The organism is Ruegeria sp. YKSD179 (assembly GCF_059612885.1).
Window position 1 is genome coordinate 1 of sequence record NZ_JBXWRL010000053.1, and the last position, 14,860, is coordinate 14,860.

The following is a 14,860-nucleotide window of genomic DNA, read 5'->3' on the forward strand; positions in this document are numbered from 1 at the left end:
CTCATTCCGACGTATCGCAACCCGGTACGAGAAAACGTCACGCAACTTCATGGCCATGATCAAACTGGCCTCGATACGATTGTGGATCGAGTTTTATGAGTCGGCTGCCTAATACTTCGGCCAAAGTCACTTCGGCACTCGGCAGGCCAAACCCAGCGATGTCGACAGTCGTGTCACCCATACCCATTCGCACAGGTAACCGCCCAGTCATCTGGGCAACACGAGTAGGTGTGCAAGAGGGTTCTGTGTACATGCGTACCATACGCATGGCCTGATCGGAGAAATCGTTGATATTGGGGGTCTCGTATCCGCGAACCGCGTTCAGCTCGGGGATACCAAGATCGCCAAATCCGATATCGTCGATCAAAACACTGATGATGTTCGGTGGTTTGCCGTCATTTTTTGCGCGGAACTCTGCAAGCAAGGCGTCGACGGCAGCGTCATCCTCTGCCCATTGTTCGGCATGCTGGGCTTCCAGAACATAGTACTCGGAATCATGCAGTATCGAGGCGTTTTGCGCCACGACTGCAGAAGCAGAGGTTCCAAGTACAGTTGCCAAGATAATGTGTCTCATCCAAACTTCCCAAGCTTTTTGATCAGGCCGCTTTTGCCTGCTCAGATGTGCGATTGATGTCTGTATGGGGATAGAACTCCACCCAGACATGCCAAAACATTCCAGGTTTCAACGCCTCGACGCGTTCCAATTTGCCATTTGGCGTATTGCCGAAGAAATCTATCTCGGTAACTGGTGCACCCGTCGTATTATACCAGAACCCAAGGCTTTCGTATCTGGGGTGCCAAGCAATAACGATTGGGCGGCCCCCAACTTGCGTGTTAACCAAATTGCCCTGTTCGACAACAAAATCGTCGGTCCAGCAAACGGCATCGCCATCGATATCTACACCCCAAACATAGGTCTTGTTGTCCAGCCGATCATCAAAGTGACTCATATTATCCATTACGGGGGCAGCTTCGCGGTGGTGTTTACCGATTGACGCCGCAAACAGCATCTCCATGGCGCTATCAAAAAGGAACAATAACGGATTGCTGGAGGGTTTGTTGAGAAACACAGTACCGTCCGGATAAGCCTTTTGAAATCCGCGAAACGTCATTCGGAATGTTGGCCAGGGTTTCATGGCAAGCGATGGTTTAAGAGGACAGACCGCGCCCGAGTCGGTTTTAGAGCTGTCTGCCTCGCGAAAACCGTAAATTTGTTGGATCGGCTCTCCTGTATTGTTGTCGCGTAAAATCAAATTGTTGCCATGCTGTGCAACAACCTCGAGATCCAAAGCTTTTCCTTCGACTTCGGGTGTATAGCCGATCCCAAGATTGGCCATGGCGCAGTAGGTCATTACAACGTTCCTGCCGCCCAGCCCTTCTTCATTTCCCGCAAGATGCGGTCGCATCAACTGCGCGTCGGGATGGGCGCGGGCAACTCCTTCGTTTTCATTGACCAGCACGGGGCTGCTTGGACTCACAAATTCCCGAGCTTCATCAATATCGAAGTATTGGGCACTGGATTTTTGATTGCGTAAACCGACATGCACCCAGACGTAAGGAAACCCGATCAGAAACAGACCCAAAATAAGGCCTATCCAATAAATCCAGCCTGGCCCCGACCCAAAGCCAAAGTGCGTCACAGTCATCAGCACAAGACAGCCTGATGCCACGACGATCAGGCGGTATTCGTTTCGGATAAAGCGGACCATGTTCTCACGTTTGACTTTGAGAACCATTTGGCTGACGTCACCTAAATCTCGAAAATACAGGAAACCAATTCCCAGAGAGATTAACAAGCTGAGATAAAAGACGATGGCTGCAAGCATTTAACCCCCCGTTTCCGCATCCATGTTAGGCACAGGGTGGTATTAATCAAGGCGTACAAACATACAGATTAGAATTTTCGAAATTACAGTGTGATCCCACAGTTTTTGAACCTTTTGAAGGTTCGGTCTGTCGATCCCCCCGGAAACCTCAAAATGCCATTGTAGCGGAAACAGCTCGTTGCCACCTCGTGTACGCAGCTTCGCAATCGTCCCGAGCCATTTCGGGCTCGAAGCGCCGATCAAGCGACCAAGCGTCGGAAAAGCCGTCCCTATCCGGGTAAACACCTGCCTTCGAACCAGCCAGCCAAGCTGCGCCCAAAGCTGTAGTCTCTTGCATAACCGGGCGGTCGACCGGAGCACCAAGAATATCGGACAACCCCTGCATCGCCCAATTCGATGCGCTCATGCCCCCGTCAACGCGCAATACGACATTGGCATCATCTCCCCAATCACCTTGCATGGCATGCCATAGGTCCCGAGTCTGAAATGCAATACTCTCCAGCGTCGCGCGAGCGATTTCGGGCCGGCCAGAATTTCGGGTCAGACCGAACATGGCGCCGCGGCAGTCCGGTTTCCAATACGGAGCCCCGAGGCCGGTGAAGGCGGGAACCAGAACGACATGCTGATTTGAATCGGCCTGCGCAGCCAACTCACCGCTTTGAGGAGCTGAGTCTATGATCTGTAGGGCATCGCGCAGCCATTGAACCGCAGCTCCTGCGATAAAGATCGACCCTTCCAGAGCGTAGGTTCTTTGACCATCCAGTTGATAAGCAATTGTGGTCAAAAGGCGGTTTTTTGATTCGACAGGTTCACTTCCTGTGTTCAACAACGCAAAGCAGCCAGTGCCATACGTGGATTTCATCATTCCAGGGTGAAAACACGCTTGTCCTATGGTGGCGGCCTGTTGGTCACCTGCAACCCCAAGAATCGGAATGTCGCCACCGAATAATGCAGTGCTTCCGAAATCTGCAGCGCAGTCTTTAACCTCAGGCAGCATTGCCATCGGAACGTCCAGCAGATCACAAATCTCTTCGCTCCATACACCGTTGTGAATATCAAACAACAAGGTGCGGGCGGCATTGGTTGCGTCTGTGGCGTGTATCCTGCCTTCAGTCAGGCGCCAAATCAGGAAACTGTCTATGGTCCCGAACAACAGTTCGCCAGCCTTGGCCCGCGATCGTGCGCCGGGAACCGTATCCAGCAGCCACTTTACCTTGGTTCCTGAAAAATATGGATCCAACAGCAAGCCCGTTTGGGCAGTCACGTCATCCTCGCATCCGGCTTTGCGAAACCGGTCGCAGATTTCGGCAGTTCGACGATCCTGCCAGACAATCGCGTTGTGGATAGGCTTCCCTGTCGTGCGGTCCCAGATAACAGTGGTCTCGCGCTGGTTCGTAATTCCAATGGCAGCGATCTGATCAGCGGAAATGTCAGCGTCTTTCATAGCCTCACGGCATACGCTCAGAACACTTTCCCAAATTTCCTCAGCGTCGTGTTCTACCCAGCCTTCCTGCGGGAAATACTGAGTAAACTCCTGCTGAGCGGTATTTGCGCGCTGCATATTTTCGTCAAACAAAATGGCCCGCGAAGACGTTGTTCCCTGATCGATCGCCAGAATATATGTCATGCCTGCTCTCTCCCCAAAACGTTTTGCGGGAGATTAGCGCAAACTGTCGCGCACGTTCCAGTACAGAAATCAGGCTGGCAAAACAGGAATATTATCGATCAAACGAACACCTTCTACCCATGCCGCGACAAAAAGACGGGCTGGGCGCTCCGCGTGGGTCAATAGTTCAAGAGTTTCGGCGCAGCGAAGTTCCATGTACTCGATTTCCGTGAAACCCTCATCCAACAGAACCGACTGCGCCTGCTCGACCAAGCTATCCATTGCCTGACCTGTCCGAAGCCCTTCGGAGACATGTTGCATCACCTGGTACTTTTTCGAGGCGACCTCTATCCCGGCAGTGGACAGGCGGGCATTGCGCGATGACAAAGCAAGGCCTGAAGGCTCCCGTACTGTTTCACAACCGATAACCTGAACAGGAATGTCCAAATCGCGGGCCATACGGCGAACCACAAGCAATTGTTGATAGTCTTTTTCTCCAAAATAAGCTTTGTCTGCTTGGGTTTGCAGAAACAGTTTCGCAACGACCGTAGCGACACCTTCGAAATGCCCGGGGCGGCCCGGGCCTTCCATCATGTCCGCAAGCCCCGCCACCGAAACCGTGGTGGAAAATCCGTCAGGGTAAATTTCTTTTGCTTCGGGAACATAGATTGCACCGATACCATAGGGTTCAAGTATATTGGCGTCCTCAGCCTCGGTACGTGGATACCTGTCCAGGTCTTCGGGATTGTTGAACTGCGTTGGATTCACAAAGATTGTGACGACGACCTGGTCGCATTCTTTCTTAGCGGTTTCGACCAGCGAAAGGTGGCCTGCGTGCAGTGCGCCCATGGTTGGTACGACGCCGATCGTTTCATCATCACGGTGCCATTGGGTGGTAAGTGCGCGCAGGTCTTTCAGACTGCGCAGGATTGGGGCGGTCATACTGTTGTTTCCGCGGGAGTTGGCTGATCGCTAAAGACGTGTGCATCCGTGGGAAATGCGCGCGCGCGTACATCAGAGGCATATTCCGCGATTGCAGCTTCAGCTAGTGGACCCAACTCGGCGTAGCGTTTCACAAACTTTGGTTTGAACGCTGTGAAAAACCCGACCATGTCGTCGACTACAAGGATTTGCCCATCGCATCCGGCCGAAGCTCCGATTCCGATAGTTGGAATGTCGACCTCTTCAGTTATCCGGTCGGCCAATACCTGCGGAACCTTCTCTAACACAACGGAAAACGCTCCAGCTTTAGCAACTGCCCGCGCGTCATCAACAACGGCGTCAGAGAGTTCGGCGCGACCCTGAACTTTATATCCGCCCAAAGTATTGATTGACTGAGGTGTCAGGCCAATATGCGCCATCACTGGAATGCCGCGCTTTACCAAAAAGCGAATGGTTTCGGCCATTTCGACTCCGCCTTCCAGTTTAACGGCGCCTGCGCCTGTTTCGGCCATCAGCCTAGCGGCATTTCGGAAGGCTTGCTCAGTGCTTTCTTCATAACTGGCAAAAGGCATGTCGATTACCATCATTGCTTTGTTCAAGCCGCGCGCAACCGCCTGACCATGCAGAATCATCATCTCCATCGTCACCCCAAGCGTTGAGGTAAGCCCGTGCAGGACCATTCCGACGCTGTCACCTACAAGCACAAAGTCGCAATGGGCATCCATTAGCTGGGCCATTGGCGTTGTGTAGGCCGTCAGACTAACCAAAGGCGTTCCGCCCTTTCGGGCGCGAATGTCTTCGGCGTTTGGGGCTTTTTTGCGGGCCGTGGCGCTCATGCTCGCTCCTGCGGGTTCTTGTTGCAGCGCCGCATAGCAGAAGCAAACGGGGCAAAGAAACCCCGGTTGCGCCAACAATTCCTTGATTGACCCAAGGTTTAAAGGGACATTGGTCTCAGAACGATCCGCGAAACGCGGACCAATCCATTAAATGGGGAGTGAATTTTATGGGAATGCAGTCGGTTCGATCTTTCACCTCAGCCTTGGCGCTTGGCGCTATTCTGATTGGGTCACAAGCGTTCGCGAAGTCGGACATAACCATTGCCATGCAACTTGAGCCACCGCACCTGGATCCGACCAGTGCGGCAGCGCAAGCCATCGATTCGGTGGTTTATACCAACGTCTTTGAAGGACTGACCCGTTTTATGGGTGATGGTTCGGTTGTACCCGGACTTGCCGAAAGTTGGGAGATTTCGGATGATGGGAAAGTCTACACATTCAAGTTGCGCGATGGCGTGACCTTTCACGACGGCACCGCGATGGATGCCGAAGACGTTAAATTCAGCCTTGACCGTGCCACTGCTGAAGACAGTGCAAATGCCCAGAAAGCTTTGTTTGCTGGAATAGAAAGCGTCGAGGTTGTCGACCCGTTGACCGTAAAAATGACCCTAAAAGAGCCAAATGGAAACTTCTTGTTCAATCTGGCCTGGGGGGATGCGGTCATCGTCGCGCCTGAGAGTATTGAAAATATCAAGACCAATCCGGTGGGCACCGGGGCGTTTACCTTCGACAATTGGGTGCAAGGTGACAGCATCACTTTGAAGAGGAACCCGAATTACTGGGGTGAAGAACCAGCTTTGGAATCGGCAACCTTCAAGTTCATCTCGGACCCAACCGCTGCTTTCGCCGCGATGATGGCAGAGGATATTGACGCATTCGACAATTTCCCGGCGCCAGAAAACCTGCCTCAGTTCGAAGCTGATCCGAGGTTTCAGGTTCTCGTTGGCTCGACCGAGGGCGAAACGATCTTGTCCACCAACAACAAACAGCCGCCGTTTGACGATATCCGAGTGCGCCAGGCGCTTGCGCACGCTATAGACCGTCAGGCCATAATTGACGGAGCGATGTTTGGGTATGGAACCCCGATCGGTACGCATTTTGCGCCGCACAACCCAGCTTATGTCGATTTGACAGGAGTTTCCGCATATGACCCCGAAAAGTCACGGGCGCTGTTGGCCGAAGCAGGTTTTGAAGGCGGATTTGAGACTACCCTGCACCTGCCACCCCCGTCTTATGCGCGTCGAGGAGGGGAAATTATTGCGGCACAGCTGGCGGATGTCGGTATCAAGGCCGAGATTATCAATGTCGAATGGGCGCAATGGCTGGAATCGGTATTCAAAGGAAAAGATTTTGGGCTGACAATCGTCAGCCACACAGAGCCGATGGATATCGGCATCTACGCTCGGCCAGATTATTACTTTCAATATGACAGCACCGATTTTCAGGCATTGATGGACACGTTGAACTCCACTACCGATCCCGATGAGCGTACAAAGTTGATGGGTGAAGCACAGAGGTTGATCTCAAACGATTATGTTAACGGCTTCTTGTTTCAGTTGGCCAAGTTGGGTGTGGCCAAGGCCGGAATTCAGGGTCTTTGGGAAAACGCTCCGACGGCGGCCATAGACCTGACCGCAATCAGTTGGTCGGAATAACAGAAAGACGGGCCGCTTTGTGCGGCCCCAACAAACCTTTCAGTTAACTATCGGTCATGAATTTCCCACGATTTCTAACGCTATGCCTTTTTACTGTTTGGCTAATATCGCTGGCGGTTGGTCAGGCAAACGCACAGAACATCCTTGATAACCGGTTGGATGCTTTGGCAGGAACGCCAGAGAATCCACTGGAAGTCGGTATTGGAATCAAGATCGATCAAATCACAAATGTGGACCAAAAAGCCGAAAATTACGGTGCCGTCGTTGTTTTGCGTGTCGAGTGGATCGACCCTGCGCTGGCGTTTGATCGCGAAGAACTGAGGCGGGACATCAAGGTTTTCAATCCGCGGGCATTGGCGGATCATGCTGCTGAAATCGGGGCAGTGCTTCCTGCATTTGTCATCCACAATCAACAGTCAAATAAGTGGATCCACGAAGCGGCGGCTTCATTGCGATATGACGGGCGTGTGGTGTACGTTGAAAAATCGTCTCTAACTTTGCAGGCCCCTCATTTTGATTTCCGGAAATATCCGTTCGACACGCAGGAGTTCCACTTTGACGTGGTTTCGATTTTCCCGTCGGATTACGTGTCCTACTATCCCTTGGATGACTTCTCCGGCCTGGGGGATTTGTTGGGCGAAGAAGAGTGGATATTGGGCGGCGCAAGGCTAGAAGCGTCCAAGGTTGTTGGCCTGTCGGGTCGCGACAGTGACCAGGTCGCGCTGATATTCGAAGGAAGTCGTCACCTTACTTATTACATAATTCGTGTCTTTTTGCCGATGCTGGTTCTGATAACGGTCGGCTGGGCCCTGTTTTTTCTGGATGAGTATCGACGCAGGATTGAGATCGCCGGAGGTAATCTTTTGGTGTTTGTAGCCTTTAATTGGGCGATTTCCGCCGATCTTCCCAGGCTGGGCTATCTGACTTTTCTGGATTTTATCCTCCAATGCATGTTTCTGATGACCGGAGCGTTGATTGTGTTCAATGTAGCCCTGCGGAAACTAAAGGTGTCTGGGCGAGAGGGGACGGCCAGAGTTCTGGACAATTATGCGATCAAATGGATCTATCCTTTAGGCTACGCTGCAATCATCGCCTACGCGGTTTTCGCATATCTTTTGGTGCCTTAGGTTCTGGACCAGCGGAGTATGTGACTCTAACGTCTAAACCATGCTTCGCTACACTCTCAAACGTTTGATGTCGCTGGTAATCAGCCTTGTGGTTTCATCGGTTGTTATCTTTGCAGTAATCGAAGTTGCTCCGGGCGATCCGGCATCGTTCATGTTGGGTGTCAACGCCCAAGAAGACACACTTGCTGCGCTGCGGGCAGAACTTGGGTTAGATGTTTCCAAATTCGACCGGTATTTGAATTGGATTGGGGGAATGCTGGTCGGAGATTTTGGCACCTCATACACCTATCGCACTCCCGTTTCGCAAATGATCGCTGACCGGTTGTGGGTATCACTTCCGCTAGCGCTTTACGCTCTAGCACTTTCGACAATGATAGCTTTTCCAGCCGGAATTTATGCGGCAGCAAGACGCGGCAAGCCGGGGGATTTGGCTGTGATGGGCGCGACACAACTTGGCATCGCGGTGCCCAACTTCTGGTTCGCAATGATGCTCGTTTTGATTTTTGCGATTAATCTGCCTTGGTTTAACGCTGGCGGTTTTGCTGGTTGGGAGAGCGGGCTTTGGGTCGGACTGCATTCCTTGACCCTTCCTGCTATCGCCCTTGCCTTACCTCAGGCGGCGATTCTGGCCCGAGTTATGCGATCCGCGCTATTGGACATACTGGGGGAAGATTATATGCGCACCGCGCGTGCCAAGGGTCTGTCTCGACGTCAGGCTTTGTGGCGGCACGGTGTTCGGAATGCTTTAATTCCGGTGCTAACTATTATCGGGTTGCAATTTTCGTTTCTGCTGGCCGGGTCCATCATCATAGAGCAGGTTTTTTATCTTCCAGGGTTGGGGCGGCTGGTGTTTCAGGCGATTTCAGCCCGAGACCTGATTGTTGTGGAATCTGTTGTGATGTTACTGGTCTTTGCCGTTATCACAGTGAACTTTCTAGTTGATCTGGCATATGCCGCAGTTGATCCCCGGCTCAGGAGCAGGACATGAGCCGAAATCTAATCCTGGGGGCCGCGTTGTCCTCCTTGGTAGTTCTTGCGGCATTGGTTTCGTTCATTTGGACACCATATGATCACGCCGCATTGGATATTCCGTCCAAGCTCGCACCTCCGGATAATGCGCATTGGTTCGGGACCGATCATTTCGGACGCGACATGTTTTCGATGATTATGGTCGGTGCCCGTACTTCGATTGCCGTGGCACTAGTAGCCGTCGGAATCGGCATCGCGCTGGGCGTGCCACTTGGACTGACTGCCGCTGCGCGAAAAGGATCGTGGCTTGACGAAGTAATCATGCGTGGCAACGATTTGGTTTTTGCTTTCCCCTCTTTGGTCATAGCAATCCTTATCACTGCCGTTTTTGGGGCTGGGGCAATTAACGCGATCATCGCAATCGGCATTTTCAACATTCCTGTATTCGCCCGGATATCGCGCGGTGCCGCGTTATCGCTGTGGGAGCGAGAGTTCATCCTTGCGGCCCGCGTTGCGGGCAAGGGAACTGCCAGAATTTCAGTTGAGCATATTCTGCCCAACGTTGCCAATTTGTTGATCGTTCAGGGTACCATCCAGTTCTCTCTGGGAATTCTTGCGGAGGCTGGGTTGAGTTATGTTGGTCTTGGCGCGCAGCCACCCACGCCGAGCTGGGGCCGCATGTTGGCCGATGCGCAGACAATGGTCGGAATTGCACCGCATTTGGCTCTGATCCCCGGACTTGCGATCATTGTAACCGTACTGGGGTTGAACTTATTGGGCGACGGGTTGAGGGATTGGTTGGATCCTCGTATCCGGGTGGCGCGGGCATGAGCTTGTTGCAAATAACAAATCTCTCGGTTGAAATCGAAGATCGCCCGATACTCGAGCAAATTAACCTGTCCATAGATTCTGGACAGATCGTGGCTGTGACCGGGGAAAGCGGGTCGGGTAAATCCATGACAGCTCTGGCGGTTATGCAGCTTCTTCCAGGCGGATCCGTTCAAAAGGGTGAGATTGACTTGAACGGGCAGAACTTATTGGGACTGTCCGAACCCCAGATGTGCAATCTACGCGGGGCCGCAGTTGGAATGGTGTTCCAAGAACCGATGACGGCCCTGAACCCGGTGAAGACTATAGGTGATCAAGTGGCCGAGACTATTTTGATCCACAAGGCCACGTCTCCCGACAAGGCGTATGAGAAAACCCGCGACGTTCTGATCCGGGTAGGCCTGCCACCTGATCGATTTCCGTTATCTCGCTATCCGCATGAACTTTCGGGCGGTCAGCGCCAGCGCGTTGTCATCGCAATGGCCATTGCGCTAAGACCCAAGTTGCTAATTGCGGATGAGCCAACGACGGCACTGGATGTCACGACACAAGCACAGATTCTCGGGTTGCTTAAGGGTTTGGTGAAAGAATACGGCATGGGCCTGTTGATGATCACCCATGATCTGGCCGTGGTTGCGGATCTGGCCGACAGGATTGTTGTAATGCGCAATGGTATCGTGGTCGAAGAGGGGGAAACGCAACACCTGCTGAGCAATATGAAGCACCCATATACTCGTATGTTGTTTGAAGCATCCGGCCATCAGGTCGAGTTACCAAAAACACCGAAGCCACGGGTTCTGCTGGAAGTCACTGATGTCGTGCGTGAATATCGATTGCCGCGAGGCCGCCTTTTCGAAAACCCAAAGCATCACAGAGCGGTCGACTCAGTCAGCTTTACATTAAACAGTGGTGAGCGTCTGGGGCTGGTTGGTGAATCTGGTTGCGGAAAATCGACCCTAACAAGGGCAATTTTAGGGTTGGAAGATGTCCAGAGCGGTCAAATTCGGTTGGATGGCCAGCCGGTCTTCACTGGCCACAAGCCTAATCTTGAGGTACGAAGAAAGTTACAGGTTGTGTTTCAGGATCCGTTCGGCAGCTTTAACCCCCGTCACCGCGTCGGGCGTCTGATTACTGAACCACTCCACCTCTTGGAAACACCTCCTACCCAAGCTGAAAGGCATCACCGCGTTGCTGAAATGTTGACGGCTGTTGGCCTTAACCCTGACGACGCGGGAAAGTACATTCACGAGTTTTCAGGCGGGCAGCGTCAGCGGATTGCAATTGCGCGGGCCTTGATAATCCGCCCCGAACTGATCCTGTTTGACGAGGCTGTGTCGGCCCTTGATGTTTCGGTTCGTGCGCAGATCCTCGATCTGCTGGCGAAACTATGCCGGGAGTATCATCTGACCTATTTATTTATCAGCCACGATTTGAGCGTTGTTCGAACCATTACAGACCGGTTGATGGTCATGCGGGCAGGGCGGATCGTCGAACAAGGAAAAACCGAACATGTTTTTTCAGACCCGCAACACGCGTATACTCGAGAATTGATTGCGGCATCACCGCGTCTGCCTGAAATAAAATTGGCAAAAACGTCTTATTAGAGCCTGAAACAGGAGCACCTTATGTCGCAAGCGCTTTGGTTTGATCCAAGTCTGGTTTTGATCGGTGGCGAATGGCTTTCCTCAGCGACTGGCAAAACCCTGGCGCTTAAGAACCCTTCTGATGGGTCCGAAATATGTCGTATCGCGCGAGGTGAAACTTGGGATGTGGATGCCGCAGTAAACGCGGCCCAATCCGCCCGAGACGGCGATTGGGGCAGAATGACAGCGTTTGAACGGGGGCGTATCTTGTCGCGATTGAGCCGATTGGTTTCCGAGCGTGTCGATGAGCTGGCGCAGCTGGAGGCAGTGGACGTGGGGAAACCGTTAACCCAAGCAAAGGCAGATGCCGTCGCTTTAGCGCGTTATTGCGAATTCTATGGCGGTGCGGCGGATAAGGTTATGGGGCAGACTATACCCTATTTGGACGGGTATACCGTTTACACGCTGCGCGAACCGCACGGGGTTACCGGTCATATTGTGCCGTGGAATTATCCAATGCAGATAATTGGCCGGTCCGTCGGCGCGGCTTTGGCGATGGGAAATGCCTGTGTTCTGAAACCGGCGGAAGAGGCGTGTTTGACCGCGTTGGCTTTTGCCCACTTAGCGCTAGAGGCTGGACTGCCCGCTGGCGCGTTGAATGTCGTCACGGGATTGGGCGCCGAAGCCGGGGCAGCTTTGTCGTCGCATCCAGGTGTGAATCATATTTCGTTCACTGGTTCGGTCGAATCTGGGGCGCTGGTGCAGCAATCTGCAGGGCGCAATGTGGTGCCTGTAACGTTGGAATTGGGAGGCAAATCACCGCAACTGGTGTTTGATGACGCGGATTTGGATGCCGCGCTACCATTTCTCGTCAACGCCGGAATTCAGAATGCGGGACAAACATGCTCGGCCTCGTCCCGCATTCTTGTGCAACGCGGCGTTTACGATAAGGTTAAGTCCAACATGGCAGAGGCGTATGAGCAACTGACGGTAGGCCCGGCTTTGCAAGACCTAAGGATCGGCCCCTTGATCTCGGATCGGCAAAAGGAAATAGTCAGTAATTTTTTAAAAATAGGGTCTGACCTGACGATTGCCGCGGAGGGTCAGATAGTTTCGGGTGCCCCCGACAGTGGCGCCTATGTAAAGCCGACATTGTACTGTGATGTTCCGTCGGATCATGTTCTGGCGCGAGATGAGATATTTGGCCCAGTTCAGGTCTTGATTCCATTTGACACTGAAAAACAGGCTCTAACAATAGCAAACAGCACAGAATATGGTCTTGTGGCGAGTATCTGGACTGCCAACGGGGCACGACAAATGCGGCTGGCGAAACGGCTGCGTTCCGGGCAAATTTTCATCAACAACTACGGCGCAGGTGGGGGCGTCGAACTGCCGTTCGGCGGTGTCGGTAAATCGGGTCATGGTCGCGAAAAGGGGTTTGAAGCTCTGTACGGCTTTTCGCAGTTAAAAACGGTTGCGGCCTTTCACGGCTAGCAATCAGACGATTACCTCGATCGAATCCTGCACTCCCACGCCGAAGACACGCTTGTAGCGTTTGATTTCGTCGGCGGGACCCATTGCCTTTTCTGGGTTATCCGACAGTTTAACTGTCGGGCGTCCATTGGCAGATACGGCCTTGCAGACCAGAGAAAATGGGGCCAACGCGTCGCCAGGTACAAGGCCGCGAAAATCGTTCGTTAACAAGGTGCCCCAGCCAAATGATACCGAGGTCAGATCGGCGAACTGCGCGTGCAGATCGCGGATCTTGTCCACGTCCAACCCGTCAGAAAAGATAATCCTCTTTTGCAACGGGTCCTCGCCGCGAGATTTCCACCAGTCAATCGCGATTTTGGCGGCCTTTGCCGGATCACCGCTGTCGATACGGATCCCGGTCCATCCTGCAAGCCAGTCTGGTGCGCGTTCCAGGAACCCCTTGGTTCCGTACGTATCCGGTAGGATGATGCGCAAGTTACCGTCATGTTCTTCGTGCCAGTCGCTTAGAACATCGTATGGTGCCTGGGCTAACTCTTCGTCCGTGTTTGCCAAAGCGGAATAGACCATGGGCAGTTCATGGGCGTTGGTTCCGATCGCTTCAACCTCGCGCCGCATAGCAATCAGGCAGTTCGAGGTGCCTGTGAAAGACCTTCCCAGCCCTTCGATCATTGCCTGAACACACCAATCCTGCCAAAGGAAGGAATGCCGCCGCCGCGTACCAAAGTCCGCGATCCCAAGTCCTTTTATCGTCCGTAGTTTTTCGATTTTTTCCCAAACGCGTGTCATAGCGCGGGCATAAAGCACCTGCAGTTCGAAACGGCGCATATCATTCAGAACCGCACGCGACCGCAACTCCATCAGGACCGCAAGTGCGGGAATTTCCCATAGCATGACCTCGTGCCATTTGCCTTCAAAGGTCAGTTCGTACTGATCTCCCTTGCGTTCAAGGTGATAGGGCGGCAATCGCAAGTTCTCGAACCATTTCATGAAATCCGAGCGGAACATTTGCCGTTTGCCGTAGAAAGTATTGCCCCGAAGCCAAGTGCTTTCTCCCCGACTCAGACCAAGTGAGCGGATGTGGTCCAACTGCTCGCGCAATTCGCCTTCGTCGATCAATTTTGCCAATGGAACGTGATTCGAACGATTTATCAGCGAAAAAGTGACATCTGTTTGGGGCTTATTTCGAAACACTGACTGGCACATCAGCAGTTTGTAGAAGTCTGTGTCTATTAAAGACCTTACAATTGGGTCGATCTTCCATTTGTGATTGTAGACACGCGTTGCAATGTCGACCATGGGGAACTCCTGCAATTTCCGCTGTTAGATCAATCGACGCGGTGATTGGCAAGGGTCGCCAAATAGGTAACAATGCTAAGGTCAAGTCGTATTACCGGCTTATTGTCAGTGCCCCTCGGAAGTTAGCGAGGGGATGGGTTAAAAAGAAGGTTGAAGTGAGTGAATGGGTCTCGAGTACGACTTTGATATAGTCGCGATCGCTCCCGATGAGATTGATCCTGAGCACGCCTTGACGCCGGTCACGGGTGCCCCCCCAGTGCGCGCGCAATTTCGGGACATCAAAACCGCGGACGCATTGCGTGGGGCTTCGCCCAAAATCCGCAGAATATTTCTGGAGTCAGGATTTAGCCTGGAAACCGCAGGAAAGAATGCCACGCCCGGATTCTATTCACCCGAAGATTCCCGAAACCGCGAGCGTATCCTCAAACGATTATTCGCGAATATCCGAAATATGGGCGTTCAAGGCGAATACTGTGGTGAGTTTGACTTCTGGCAGTTCTTGCAACATGTCAGAACGGCGCGACCCAAAGCGGGTTTTGCCAGACAACTGAGAGATTCGCCGAAAGTTAACGGCTCGCCCGCGGCGGATGTTTCAGAACGCCAATCGTTGATAGGCCGGATTGGGTTTGCTTTGGGTCTGGCGGTAATCTTCTTTGTTGTTATCAAATTTCTGGCCTCTCAGGGAACGACGCCTTAGC

General features: G+C 52.8%; 13 protein-coding genes. 7 read left to right on the forward strand and 6 right to left on the reverse strand.

All coding sequences use genetic code 11. The features are described from left to right. Window positions 1-37: 37 nt before the first annotated feature. From AC2FNE_RS20105 to panB, 5 genes are all read right to left on the reverse strand, one after another. Complete coding sequence (locus tag AC2FNE_RS20105; RefSeq protein ID WP_496806123.1) at window positions 38-574, reverse strand: sulfatase-like hydrolase/transferase; 537 nt, start codon at window positions 572-574, stop codon at window positions 38-40. Window positions 575-596: 22 nt separating this feature from the next. Further along, on the reverse strand, window positions 597-1,826 hold the full coding sequence (locus tag AC2FNE_RS20110) for a DUF3179 domain-containing (seleno)protein (protein ID WP_170602973.1): 1,230 nt from the start codon (window positions 1,824-1,826) through the stop codon (window positions 597-599). Between the two features lie 148 nt (window positions 1,827-1,974). After that, complete coding sequence (gene glpK / locus AC2FNE_RS20115) at window positions 1,975-3,453, reverse strand: glycerol kinase GlpK (RefSeq protein ID WP_170602974.1); 1,479 nt, start codon at window positions 3,451-3,453, stop codon at window positions 1,975-1,977. A 69-nt stretch (window positions 3,454-3,522) separates the two neighbouring features. Continuing rightward, window positions 3,523-4,374 carry a pantoate--beta-alanine ligase gene (gene panC, locus AC2FNE_RS20120; RefSeq protein ID WP_170602975.1) on the reverse strand — a complete coding sequence of 284 codons (852 nt, stop codon included), beginning with the start codon at window positions 4,372-4,374 and terminating at the stop codon, window positions 3,523-3,525. Further along, complete coding sequence (gene panB, locus AC2FNE_RS20125; protein ID WP_170602976.1) at window positions 4,371-5,210, reverse strand: 3-methyl-2-oxobutanoate hydroxymethyltransferase; 840 nt, start codon at window positions 5,208-5,210, stop codon at window positions 4,371-4,373. The genes panC and panB overlap by 4 nt, the downstream gene beginning before the upstream one ends. 173 nt (window positions 5,211-5,383) lie before the next feature. Here panB and AC2FNE_RS20130 point away from each other — a divergent pair, with 173 nt between their 5' ends. The 6 genes from AC2FNE_RS20130 to AC2FNE_RS20155 are packed head-to-tail and all read left to right on the forward strand — an operon-like array spanning window position 5,384 to window position 12,866. Beyond that, on the forward strand, window positions 5,384-6,865 hold the full coding sequence (locus AC2FNE_RS20130; RefSeq protein ID WP_170603669.1) for an ABC transporter substrate-binding protein: 1,482 nt from the start codon (window positions 5,384-5,386) through the stop codon (window positions 6,863-6,865). 56 nt (window positions 6,866-6,921) lie between these two features. Further along, the gene (locus AC2FNE_RS20135) at window positions 6,922-7,992 is read left to right on the forward strand and encodes a ligand-gated ion channel (RefSeq protein ID WP_170479587.1); all 1,071 of its coding nucleotides are present in this window, start codon (window positions 6,922-6,924) and stop codon (window positions 7,990-7,992) included. Between the two features lie 40 nt (window positions 7,993-8,032). Then, window positions 8,033-8,980 carry an ABC transporter permease gene (locus AC2FNE_RS20140; protein ID WP_170479585.1) on the forward strand — a complete coding sequence of 316 codons (948 nt, stop codon included), beginning with the start codon at window positions 8,033-8,035 and terminating at the stop codon, window positions 8,978-8,980. Beyond that, complete coding sequence (locus AC2FNE_RS20145; protein ID WP_170602977.1) at window positions 8,977-9,792, forward strand: ABC transporter permease; 816 nt, start codon at window positions 8,977-8,979, stop codon at window positions 9,790-9,792. The genes AC2FNE_RS20140 and AC2FNE_RS20145 overlap by 4 nt, the downstream gene beginning before the upstream one ends. Continuing rightward, complete coding sequence (locus AC2FNE_RS20150; RefSeq protein WP_496806124.1) at window positions 9,789-11,393, forward strand: ABC transporter ATP-binding protein; 1,605 nt, start codon at window positions 9,789-9,791, stop codon at window positions 11,391-11,393. The genes AC2FNE_RS20145 and AC2FNE_RS20150 overlap by 4 nt, the downstream gene beginning before the upstream one ends. Window positions 11,394-11,414: 21 nt before the next feature. Then, the gene (locus AC2FNE_RS20155; protein WP_496806125.1) at window positions 11,415-12,866 is read left to right on the forward strand and encodes an aldehyde dehydrogenase family protein; all 1,452 of its coding nucleotides are present in this window, start codon (window positions 11,415-11,417) and stop codon (window positions 12,864-12,866) included. 3 nt (window positions 12,867-12,869) lie between these two features. On the opposite strand, the gene pncB is transcribed toward AC2FNE_RS20155, so the two are convergent. Then, window positions 12,870-14,162 carry a nicotinate phosphoribosyltransferase gene (gene pncB, locus AC2FNE_RS20160; protein WP_170479578.1) on the reverse strand — a complete coding sequence of 431 codons (1,293 nt, stop codon included), beginning with the start codon at window positions 14,160-14,162 and terminating at the stop codon, window positions 12,870-12,872. Between the two features lie 163 nt (window positions 14,163-14,325). Between pncB and AC2FNE_RS20165 the strand changes: the two genes are divergently transcribed. Beyond that, window positions 14,326-14,859, forward strand: a complete 534-nt coding sequence (locus tag AC2FNE_RS20165; protein ID WP_170602982.1) for a hypothetical protein — start codon at window positions 14,326-14,328, stop codon at window positions 14,857-14,859. Window position 14,860: the final 1 nt, after the last annotated feature.

Excerpts from the sequence above, each read along its gene's own strand:
- AC2FNE_RS20105 (WP_496806123.1), bottom strand. The coding sequence starts at position 574 with ATGAGACACATTATCTTGGCAACTGTACTTGGAACCTCTGCTTCTGCA.
- AC2FNE_RS20110 (WP_170602973.1), bottom strand. The coding sequence starts at position 1,826 with ATGCTTGCAGCCATCGTCTTTTATCTCAGCTTGTTAATCTCTCTGGGA.
- glpK (WP_170602974.1), bottom strand. The coding sequence starts at position 3,453 with ATGACATATATTCTGGCGATCGATCAGGGAACAACGTCTTCGCGGGCC.
- panC (WP_170602975.1), bottom strand. The coding sequence starts at position 4,374 with ATGACCGCCCCAATCCTGCGCAGTCTGAAAGACCTGCGCGCACTTACC.
- panB (WP_170602976.1), bottom strand. The coding sequence starts at position 5,210 with ATGAGCGCCACGGCCCGCAAAAAAGCCCCAAACGCCGAAGACATTCGC.
- AC2FNE_RS20130 (WP_170603669.1), top strand. The coding sequence starts at position 5,384 with ATGCAGTCGGTTCGATCTTTCACCTCAGCCTTGGCGCTTGGCGCTATT.
- AC2FNE_RS20135 (WP_170479587.1), top strand. The coding sequence starts at position 6,922 with ATGAATTTCCCACGATTTCTAACGCTATGCCTTTTTACTGTTTGGCTA.
- AC2FNE_RS20140 (WP_170479585.1), top strand. The coding sequence starts at position 8,033 with ATGCTTCGCTACACTCTCAAACGTTTGATGTCGCTGGTAATCAGCCTT.
- AC2FNE_RS20145 (WP_170602977.1), top strand. The coding sequence starts at position 8,977 with ATGAGCCGAAATCTAATCCTGGGGGCCGCGTTGTCCTCCTTGGTAGTT.
- AC2FNE_RS20150 (WP_496806124.1), top strand. The coding sequence starts at position 9,789 with ATGAGCTTGTTGCAAATAACAAATCTCTCGGTTGAAATCGAAGATCGC.
- AC2FNE_RS20155 (WP_496806125.1), top strand. The coding sequence starts at position 11,415 with ATGTCGCAAGCGCTTTGGTTTGATCCAAGTCTGGTTTTGATCGGTGGC.
- pncB (WP_170479578.1), bottom strand. The coding sequence starts at position 14,162 with ATGGTCGACATTGCAACGCGTGTCTACAATCACAAATGGAAGATCGAC.
- AC2FNE_RS20165 (WP_170602982.1), top strand. The coding sequence starts at position 14,326 with ATGGGTCTCGAGTACGACTTTGATATAGTCGCGATCGCTCCCGATGAG.